Source organism: Planctomycetota bacterium (assembly GCA_038746835.1).
Taxonomy (GTDB): domain Bacteria; phylum Planctomycetota; class Phycisphaerae; order Tepidisphaerales; family Tepidisphaeraceae; genus JBCDKH01.
Window position 1 is genome coordinate 1 of record JBCDKH010000139.1, and the last position, 10,076, is coordinate 10,076.

Consider the following 10,076-nt stretch of genomic DNA (forward strand, 5'->3'; position numbering starts at 1 on the left):
GCCGGAGCTTTCTTTGCGGGCGCGGCCTTCGTCACCTTCTTTGCGACCTTCTTCTTGGCAGCCGCAGTCGAACGTGCCTGCTTGCGAGCCGCAGTCGCATTCTTCTTTGCCGAGGCGGAACGAGCCGCCGTTTTCTTCGGCGTGGCCTTCTTCGCGGTGCTCGTCGCACGCTTGGTGGTCTTCTTGGCCGACTTGACGGTCTTGGCGACCTTCTTTGCTGGTGCCTTCTTGACGGTCCGCGCGGCCGCCTTCGCCTTTTTGGCGGCGGGTCGCTTGGCCGTCTTCTTCACCGCGGCCGCCTTGCTGACTGGAGCCTTGACCCGCTTGGCGACTTTCTTTGCCGCAGTGCGAGGCTTGGCTGGAGCCTTCTTGGCTGTCTTCTTGGCGGATTTGGCCACGCTGACCTCGGAGCCGGGGGAAGGTGAGAGACGGGCCCGTTGTGGCCCGCGTGCAGGCCGAATCAGCCGTCACCATCCCGGAAGTTGCGGCCGCTACGGCTCGGGACGCACGAACACGTCCCGAATTTGGGGGCGGACAGTAGCCGTGCTGCCCCCTTTGTCAAGGAAACACCGCGGCTGGCACACTCGCTCTCACGGGCGATGTGATCGACAAAAAATATTGCTGGGCAATGGGTTAAATTGAATCTACCCCATCATCGAGAGCAGGTTTGCAACGTACTGACGCACCCCACCGAGACCGCGACGCAGTCCGATTTCGTGACCGTGACGATCGAAAAAATCCACCGCCTTCGATGTGTCGTACTGGTTCTTCGGCCCGCCGGAACCGCTGTAATCGACCACCTCGCCCCCGCTGCCCGACAGCTCCGCAGCGATCTGCGGCGGCACGCACTTGTGCAGGTACCGCTCTGCAAGGTTGTAGATCTCGCCCGCCGTCTGATCGTCGCCGATTGCGAATGTGATGGCATCGGCAATGTCCTGCACATGCGTGATCTTGCCACCACCCGGTGCGTCGACCTTCTCGCCCCGGCGGGCCTTGTCGATGAGATTGAACCACTGACTCCGCTCCAGCGTCGGGTCCACGCCATAGACGGCGACGGGTCGCCATGAGCTGGTATTCATCCCGAACTGCGTGCGGTACGCCTTGAGAAACGGCTCGATCGACGCCTTGTACGCGCCGTAGAGGTTGCCCGACCATGTCGGATGCGTCTCGGTGATTGTCGGCGACGTGACGATCTCGTCATTCACCGCACCGCTACTGATGAACAGAAACTGCCCGACGTCGCTCAGCCGAGCAGTCTCCAGCAGGTCGAGGCTGCCGGTCACGTTGGTGCGGAAGTGCTCGTAGGCCGTCGTCGACTTCGAGCCGCCGAACGCCGGTATTGCCGCGGACCAGTCGACCGCATTGTGGACCACGGCATCGACGCGCGTGCAGAGCTTGGCCATCGCCTCCCGATCCGCGGCATCACCCACGACGAAATCGGCGACGTGCTCCTCGATGTGATCCCGCCGAGACGTCTCACGGACGAGCGCGATGACATCATGCCCCGCTTTTGCAAGGGTCTGCGCGATGTTGCTTCCGATGAACCCGCTGGCTCCGGTAAGGGCGACCTTCATCCGCGACGGTACGGCGCCGACACCATCGCGTAGAGCGCGGCCACGCTGGTCCAGTCGATGACCTTCATGAAGTTCTCGACGTACGCGCTGCGACGATTCTGATAGCGCAGGTAATACGCGTGCTCCCACACATCCAGCGGCAAGAGCGGGAAGGTGCCGGGCATGAAGCCCTGGTCCTGGTCATTCACGCCGACAACGGCAAGTCGGACAGCGACAGGGTCGAAGACGAGCTGCACCCAGCCGCTGCCCTTCACCGCTGCTGCCGCGCCCGCCCAGAGTGTCTTGAAACCGTCGAGCGAGCCGAAGCTCTCATCAATCGCCGCTGCAAGATCACCGGTTGGCGTGCCGCCCATGTTGCCGTTGTCGTCCGGGCCCATCGTCGCCCAGAAGATCGAGTGCAACACGTGGCCGCCGTAGTTGAAGCTGAGGTTGCGATCCAGTCCGTAGAGCAACGTTCTGTCGCCGGTCGCACTGCCCTCTGACAGTTCGGCGACGGTCGTGTTGAGCCCGTTGACGTAGCTCTGGTGGTGTTTGGTGTGGTGCAGCCGCATCGTCTCCTCGTCGATGGCGGCATCGACCGCGTCGTAGGCGTACGGCAGCGGCGGGAGCGTGTAGCCGCTGCCGTCGTGCATCGAGGTGAGCACCCGCATTAGCTTCGCAGGCATCCGCGGCCGACCTCCACGCGGCGGCTCGTCGGCACCGGCCGGCTGCGCGAGTCCGAGCATCGCACCACCCCCGACCAGTCCGGCGAGGCCGAGCGGAAGACCGGAAAGCACATCACGTCGAGTCGGTCCGCTGTCGCTGTGATTCGGCTGCATGTGTTGAAAGCTAAAGCCGCAGGCGCGGCCGACACAACGGCCAATCCGCATAACCTCCACTTCCGCCGATGGCCAACGTGTCCGTCCGATCCTCGCTTCTCGTTGCTCTTGTGGTCGCCGTCGTCGCACTTGCGGGCGATCTGGTCGTCAAGGCCGTCGCATGGGAACACTTCGTCAGTTTCGAGACGTGGGTCGATGGACGAGTCGTCCTCGATCCCCGGCCGATGTCGCACGTCGAAGCACTGCCGGGGCTGCTGGATCTGACAGCCGTCGCCAATCAGGGTGCCGCGATGGGCCTTGGCCAGGGGAAACGGCCGCTCTTCCTCGTCGTCGGTGTCGTGGCGTGCATTGCGCTCGCGTTCTTCTTCTGGCATTCCGTCCGGACCGACAAGCGGAGCGGCGGGCCGGTTCTTTGGCAGTCGCGGCTGTACCGATTCACGCTGGCGATGCTGCTGGCTGGCGTGGTTGGCAACCTGTACGACCGCCTGCACCACGGCTACGTCCGCGACATGTTCCACATGCTGCCGGGCATGCGGTGGACGGATATCGCCGGCTCACTCCCTGATCGCGAGGTCTTTCCGTGGGTCTTCAACTTGGCGGACGTCTACCTGTGCGTTGGAGTCGGCGTCATTCTGGTTCTCGGGCTCATCACACCCGATCCGGAGCCGGCCGAGGCGAAGGAGTAGGGCGTGACCCGCGACGAGCAGTTCATGGCAATGGCCGTCGAGCGGGCGACGCTCGGCCGAGGTCACGTCGAGCCGAACCCGATGGTCGGCTGCGTGCTCGTCCGCGACGACACGGTCATCGGCATCGGCCACCACGAGCGCTACGGCAGCCCGCACGCCGAGCCGAACGCACTCGCTGACGCCGGCGATGCCCGCAATGCCACGGCCTATGTGACGCTGGAGCCGTGCTGCTACACCGGCCACGGCAAGCAGACGCCGCCCTGTACGCCGCGACTGATCAAGGCGGGCGTGCGACGCGTCGTGATCGGTTGCGTCGATCCGAACCCGCATGTCGCCGGCAACGGCATCCGGCAGTTGCGCGAGGCCGGCATCGAAGTCGTGTCTGGCGTGCTCGAAGCCGAGTGCGACACGTTGATCCGAGCCTTTCGGCTCCGCGTCAAGGAACGTCGGCCGATGGTGGCGCTCAAGTGGGCCGAGAGTCGTGACGGACGAGTCGCCGGTCGGCAGGGCAGGCCGGTGCGGATCACAGGCGACCTCGCGAACTCCGTCGTTCACGAACTCCGTGGACGCTGCGACGCCATCGCCGTCGGCACGAACACGCTGGTCAACGATGACCCACAGCTGACCGCACGGGGCGACAATCCGCCACGCCGGGCAATCCGCGTCGTGCTGTCGAACTCGCTGAAGCTGCCGCCTGAGCGCCGTCTCTGGCAGCCGGGTCCGCCGACGGTGATCTACACACACGACCAGGCACCAGACGTCGAATCGCCGGCTTCCCACGTCGAGATCATCCGCCTTCCCTCGCAAGACAACACCCGTGGAGGTCGGCGATTCGGGATGGGCGACGTTCTGAGCGATCTCTTCAAGCGTGGGGTGACGCATCTTCTCGTCGAGCCCGGTCCGAAGTTGGCGGCAGATCTGCTGCGCTTGGGCCAAGTCGACCGGGTTTGGCGATTCAAGTCGACGCGACTCGACATCGGCGAATCCGGCCTCGTCGCCCCAGAACTCGATTGGCCGAAGATCGGCGAACTCGACCTCGGCGACGATGTGCTCAGTGAGCACGCTTTCGATTGTGAGGATCGCGCAAGCGTCGACTTTCGCCTTGCACGATCGCTTGCGACGGGCACCAGCAGCAGATAGAACAGAGCCCATGCGTGGGGTCTTCCTCTCCGTGCCCATCGCGGCCTTCGACTTGGACGGATTTAAACGTGCGATGGAGCACGCGTCTTCCCTCGAGCCGGAGGAGCAGCAGATCGCCCACACGTTTCTCGTGAGTGAGGCGATTCTCGCCGGCCTGTACTACGTGCTGCTGGCTGCAGTCGTCTTCTTCCTCGGCCGACGCATCATCCAGGCGATGGTCGCCGGCTACCGCGAGGCCAAAGCCCAGTCCGTATGAACACCTGGTTCGACTGGTGGCCCGGAGGGCTCGGCTGGCTGCTCGTGCTGCAGCTCGTCATGCTCGGCTCGATGGCGCTCTACCGCGTCCTCGGACAGCTAATCGGCAAGCAGAGCCCGAACGACTTCTTCGTCATCTTCTACCGCACCTTCTGGGAGGCGATGAAGAGCCCGAAGAAGCACCCGCTGCCCATCAACTACGAGCCCGTCCCACCGAAGAAGAAACCTGAAAGCGACCCGACCGACGGCGAGCAGGACCTCGACGAAGACGACCTCGATGCGCTCTTTGCTGCCGATCGGGACGAGGCCGCCGCTGACGATGGCGAGCCTGCGGCCACCGGTCCGGCGGAGCTGGAAGTCGAGGTCGGCGGACCGGGATCAACCGATCGCGTTCTGGGCGTCATCGGAGACGTCGTGTCCGTGGAAGTCGACTGCGACCCCGAGTCCGGACGAGCGAACGCGAAGGCCATCGGGCTGGTCGCCACTGTCCTGCGGCTGGAGCGGCATCAACTCTCGATCATCCATGGTCAGGCCAAGGCTCAAAAGCGGCTTCGCGTCGTCGGCCTGGTCGCGGGCGAGTTGAACAAACGCCTTGACGAGGCTGCCGGCTCATCCGCCGTTCCCGAAGCTTCCGCCGGTGCTGTTGGCACCAGTGCCACCGACGAACTCGACTGGGGCGACGACGACGAGCCAGCTGTCGGGCTCCGCGACTGACGACGCCGCTCCGTCATCCCGAGCGCAGCCGAGGGACCTCGCCTGGGGCCGTGACGCCTGCCAGACGCGGTCCTTCGACTCGCTGCGCTCGCTCAGGATGACGGAGCAGGACCTTCTTCGACACCTGTGAGGGATGTCGGCGAAGGCGCGGAGCAAGTTCCGCGGCTACTTCAGAAGTGCGTCGATTCAGCACGCGTCTAAAACATCGACATGTCCGACGGATCGACGACTGACCAGCTGCGCCAGAGCATCCTCAAACGCGTCTCCGCCGAGGGGTACACGCCGATGCGGCCGCGCCAGCTCGCGGCCGCCATCGCTCAGGCACACGGCAATCCGTCGGAGGGCATCCCGGACTATGGCACCTTTCGTGGCGCGCTCCGTGACCTGATGGACGATGGCGACGTCGTCCTGGGCAGCGGCGGAGCTGTGCTGATCCCGGCTAGCCGCATAGCGAACAACGAGCTCGTCGGCTCGTATCGCAGCCATCCGAAGGGCTTCGGCTTCGTCATCCCTCAGGAGCCCGACAGCCACGAGGACCTCTTCATCCCGCCTGGCGACGAGCTGGGGGCGATGAGCGGCGACATCGTGCGGGCCAAGATCATCCCGGCCGGCTATCGCAACGGCAAGGACATGTACGAAGGCAGCGTGCTCGAGATCATCGAGCGACGCGAGACGCGGTTCGTCGGCACCGTTGGCAAGCTCGAGGGCAAATGGTTCGTCTTCCCCGACGGCAAGCGAGGCCCTGAGCCGATCGCCGTGCCAGACGCCGGCAGTCGCTACGTCGAGCCAGGCCAGAAGGTGATCGTTGAGGTGACCCGATTCGCCGACGATCGTCGCGGACCAGAGGGCGTGATCAGTCAAGTGCTCGGCGATCCGAGCGACAAAGACGTCGATCTCCGCAGTGCGATCGTCCAGTTCGGCCTGCCTGAGGAATGGCCGGAAGCAGTGCTCGACGCCGCCGGTGATGCAGTGCGGTCGTTCGACCCCGAAACTGAAAAGTCCAAGCGGCTGGACCTGACGAACGAGCTGATCTGCACGATCGACCCCGACGACGCCAAGGACTACGACGACGCGATCAGCCTCAGCCGCGAAAGCGACGGCACGTGGAAGCTCGGCGTTCACATCGCTGACGTCAGCTACTTCGTCAAGGCGGGCGGCGCGCTGGATCAAGAGGCGTACAGCCGGGGCAACTCGACGTACTTCCCAGGCCATGTCATTCCGATGCTGCCGGAGGTCTTGTCCAACGGTGTCTGCAGCCTGGTCGAGGGCGAACCGCGACTGGTGAAGTCCGCATTCATCTGGCTCGACCCCAAGACCGGCCGGCCCAAGCGGACGGCGTTCGCCAACAGCGTCATCCACTCCTTCGCCCGCCTTCGCTACATCGAGGCCCAGGATCTCATCGACGGCAAGGACGACATATACCACACCGATGGCCCGAAGAAGCGAAGCGACTACGACCCGAAGCTGATCCAGCAGCTCGAACACATGAACACCTGCGCCAAGCTCATCCAGAAGCGGCGACAGGCGGACGGGCAGATCGTGCTGAACATGCCGAGCATCGAGCTGGAACTCGACAGCCAAGGCAAGGTCGTCGGCGCGGCCGAAGAGGACGACTCGTTCACGCACACGTTGATCGAGATGTTCATGGTCGAGGCGAACGAAGCCGTTGCGCGGCTCTTCGCAGGCATGGGCGTGCCACACATCCGTCGCATCCACCCCGGTCCGGACGGCGAGGGAGAAGCGCGGCTGAAGACGTTCGCCATGAGCGCCGGCTACCGGATTCCGGACCTCGTCGATCGCCACGCCATCCAGGCACTGCTCGCCAACGTCCGCGGCAAACCGGAGGAGTTCGCGGTCAACTTGGCCGTGCTGCGGAGCATCAGTCAGGCCGAGTACTCGCCCAAGCTCATCGGGCACTTCGCCCTGGCCAGCGAGCATTACAGCCACTTCACGAGCCCGATCCGGCGCTACGCCGACCTGATGGTGCACCGTCTGATGGACCGGTACTTCGAGGTCATGAGCGCTGACTTCGGCCAGGGTCCCGTACCGCCTCCGCCCGGGGACCAGAAGGTGGCCGTCTCGCAGAAGATGAGCGACGTGCCGAGCGACGAGGAGCTCGACGACATCGGCAGCTACATCAGCTACACCGAACGCCGCAGCGAGTCGGCCGAGCGCGAGCTTCGCAGCGTCAAGGTCCTTCAGCTCCTCGCCGACAAGCACGTCGGCGATGAGTTCAAAGGCGTCGTCACCGGCATCACGAACTTCGGCCTTTTCGTGCAGCTCGAGACTTACCTGGCGGAGGGACTCGTGCGGTATCAGGACCTGCTCGACGACTGGTGGGACGTCGACGCCAAGGCCGGCGTCATTCGGGGCAAGCGGACCAACACCGTCATCCGCATCGGCGATGTCGTGCAGACCAAGATCGCCCGCGTCGACGTGCCCAAGCGCGAATTGGACATCGTCGTCCTGAACGTCCAAAGCCGCGGCACCGGCGGCACGGGCAAGTCCAAAGCCCAGGAACGTCAGCAGAATGCCAAACCCCGACACGACTACGGCGGCGGCCTGGAACCGCGCGGCCGGACCGGCAGCGACAAGCGATCTCAACGCAGCAAGTCGCGCGACACGCGCGGCAAGAATCGAGGGAAATGGGACAAACGCAAATAGCCGCTACGCGAGCTTCTGCGACAACTGGTCGACCACGCGACGCAGCAGTGATCGCCGCATCGGCGTCACGCGGGCTTGGCCGAATCGGACGCGGTAGAAGACCTCCGTCAACCCGCCAATGCGCTCGAACGCGGCCGGTGGAAGATGGTCGAGCGTGGCGGCGAACTCACGTGGCGTGAGCCCGGGCGATCGGCGATACCCAAGACCTTCGAGCAGCTGGACCATGTCGTCGTAGAAGCCCAACTGCTTCGCAAGTCGTCGCGCTTCATCCGGCGGCAGGTCGTTCAGACCGATGCGGCGAGCGCGTCGGTGAAGACGCCATCGTTCCAGAGCGAAGGCGATGACAGCAACGCCGGCCGCAATGAAAAGCAGCGTCAGCAGCCCGCTCGCCACGGCCGCGACGATTCCCGACAGGCCGGCAGTCAGGCCGCGGTCGGAGAGCCAGTTCTTGAACGCCTGCCAGGTGCCGGTCTCGCCATCGCCGCTATCGCCCGCCTCGCGGACACGCCTGCCGACTTGCTCGTCGACACGTGCAAGCAGCGAGTCGCGAACGCCTTCCTGAGCGCCGCGGTCGTAGCCGATGACCGACTGCTGCCATGTGTACGTGAGGTACTCGCCGAACTGTCGGATGGAGTTGCCGATCGATGCGATGAAACCATCATCGCCGGCGGTGTCGCCGATGCCTCCGGGCGTCGGATCGAACCGCCGCCATCCATCGGCTGTGAGCGCTTCGACCCACGCGTGGGCGTCGCTCTGGCGAATCGTCCAGCGGCCGATGCGGTCGTTGAACTCGTCGGTGCGATAGCCGACGACAACACGTGCCTCGATGCCGAGCGATTGCAACGCGACCGCCATCGTGCCGGCAAACAGCTCGCAGTGGCCGCGTCGTCCTTCGACCACGAACCACTCCAACGGATCCCGTCCCGCCCGAACGGCGGCCTGGGCTTCCGAGCTGACATCAAGCGAATAGTCGTACTCGTTGCGGAAGTAGCGCTCCAGGTTGCCCGCGATGCGGGCGTCCAGCTCCGTCACGCCGGGCCGTTGGATGCGGGCGATCGCCAGCGGCTGTCCTTGAAGATCGACGCCCGTGACTGCCGGGTCGAGTGCGAGGTCGATGATCGCGTCGGCCGGTGGAAGTGGTCCCGTGATGTCTTCACCGCGTTCCTCGCGTGTCGACCGGACGTCATCCACGCGTTTGGCATTGGCCAGCTCCACCAGGAGCGTTCCGTGTCGCTCGCGTGCCCACTGAACCCGTTCTTCGTTGCTGGCGGCTCGAAGATCGGCGACCGCAGAGCCGCCGTTGAAGTAGTCGAGCGTCGCGAGTCGCATCGCCTCGACACGCCGCGTCAGTCCCAGCATCGGCCGCAATGGCGCAAGCCACTCAACGGCGCGATCGAAGGGCGATTCATCGTTCTCGAAGTCACTTCGCCCCACGCCCAGGCCTTGGAGCGGCGTCTTCTGCGTCGCGATGCCGCCGTACTCGATTTGGCGGACCAGGTGCTGTCCCGCGACGCGGACCGTCCCGTCCGCTGAGGAGCGAACTTCCATCCCGCCGACACCGCCCTCGATGAGCCAGAGGGCTTCGGTGCCGTCGAGGACAAACAGCGTGTCGGAGCCGCTTGGCTTCAAGTTGACGACGTATTCGAAGACGCGCTCGTTGGTCTGACTCGCCCGTGCGATCGGCGTCGGGTCGTTTCGCTTAAGTCGCTGCGGAGCGCTCGACTGATCGAGCTGCGGCGTTCGGTTCCACGACCACGCATCGGGGGCCTGCGGGTCGGCCTGGTAGAAGTCGAGCGCGTTGCCACGAAGGTAGATCGGGCCAAGCGCGTCGCCGAGTACTTCGATGTGCCCAGCGACCTGCGTGTTTTGCTGAATGCGGGCGATGTCCTGGAAGTCGACGTTGCCGCTGAATCCAGTGACCGACTCCTCCGGCGAAAGCCGCGGAAGCTCGTGCAGAAACGACGCGCCGCCGCCTCGTGGAAACGCAAGGAAGACGACCACTGCCGACGTCGCCCCGGCGACGGCGACCAGCGCCGTCAGGCGTCGCAAGCTGCTGGAGAGCCGCCGCTCGTCGCGACGCAGGCGAGGGTCGTCGAGATGACTCGAAATCGGCGTGGACGGACCGGCCGCCTCCAGATAACACCTAGCCGCGTCGGCCTCGACTTTGAGGTGGAACAGCAGGCACGTGTAGAGCGACAGCACCACCCAGATGAGGAACAGCACGC

Annotated in this window: 9 protein-coding genes; 5 read left to right on the forward strand and 4 right to left on the reverse strand. The window is 64.9% G+C overall.

Annotated features, from left to right (window positions below; all coding sequences use genetic code 11):
• The 3 genes from AAGI46_12555 to AAGI46_12565 all read right to left on the reverse strand — a co-directional run.
• Window positions 1–398, reverse strand: a 398-nt coding sequence (locus AAGI46_12555) for a hypothetical protein (protein ID MEM1013038.1), incomplete at its 3' end; no start/stop codon positions are given.
• A 246-nt stretch (window positions 399–644) separates the two neighbouring features.
• Complete coding sequence (locus AAGI46_12560; protein ID MEM1013039.1) at window positions 645–1,574, reverse strand: NAD(P)-dependent oxidoreductase; 930 nt, start codon at window positions 1,572–1,574, stop codon at window positions 645–647.
• Entirely contained in the window at window positions 1,571–2,392 is an 822-nt protein-coding gene (locus AAGI46_12565; protein MEM1013040.1) for a superoxide dismutase, read from the reverse strand. Before AAGI46_12565 ends, AAGI46_12560 begins: the two co-directional genes overlap by 4 nt.
• Window positions 2,393–2,460: 68 nt before the next feature.
• Here AAGI46_12565 and AAGI46_12570 point away from each other — a divergent pair, with 68 nt between their 5' ends.
• The 5 genes from AAGI46_12570 to AAGI46_12590 all read left to right on the forward strand — a co-directional run bounded on the left by AAGI46_12570 (window position 2,461) and on the right by AAGI46_12590 (window position 7,851).
• The gene (locus tag AAGI46_12570) at window positions 2,461–3,078 is read left to right on the forward strand and encodes a signal peptidase II (GenBank protein MEM1013041.1); all 618 of its coding nucleotides are present in this window, start codon (window positions 2,461–2,463) and stop codon (window positions 3,076–3,078) included.
• A gap of 3 nt (window positions 3,079–3,081) precedes the next feature.
• Window positions 3,082–4,218 (forward strand): bifunctional diaminohydroxyphosphoribosylaminopyrimidine deaminase/5-amino-6-(5-phosphoribosylamino)uracil reductase RibD, encoded by a 1,137-nt coding sequence (ribD, locus tag AAGI46_12575; GenBank protein MEM1013042.1) that lies wholly within the window; start codon window positions 3,082–3,084, stop codon window positions 4,216–4,218.
• A gap of 10 nt (window positions 4,219–4,228) precedes the next feature.
• Window positions 4,229–4,474 (forward strand): hypothetical protein, encoded by a 246-nt coding sequence (locus AAGI46_12580; protein MEM1013043.1) that lies wholly within the window; start codon window positions 4,229–4,231, stop codon window positions 4,472–4,474.
• Entirely contained in the window at window positions 4,471–5,187 is a 717-nt protein-coding gene (locus AAGI46_12585; GenBank protein MEM1013044.1) for a DUF167 family protein, read from the forward strand. Before AAGI46_12580 ends, AAGI46_12585 begins: the two co-directional genes overlap by 4 nt.
• A gap of 210 nt (window positions 5,188–5,397) precedes the next feature.
• Window positions 5,398–7,851 carry a VacB/RNase II family 3'-5' exoribonuclease gene (locus AAGI46_12590; protein MEM1013045.1) on the forward strand — a complete coding sequence of 818 codons (2,454 nt, stop codon included), beginning with the start codon at window positions 5,398–5,400 and terminating at the stop codon, window positions 7,849–7,851.
• Window positions 7,852–7,854: 3 nt separating this feature from the next.
• On the opposite strand, the gene AAGI46_12595 is transcribed toward AAGI46_12590, so the two are convergent.
• The coding region (locus AAGI46_12595) for a transglutaminaseTgpA domain-containing protein (GenBank protein MEM1013046.1) at window positions 7,855–10,076 on the reverse strand (2,222 nt) is incomplete at its 5' end.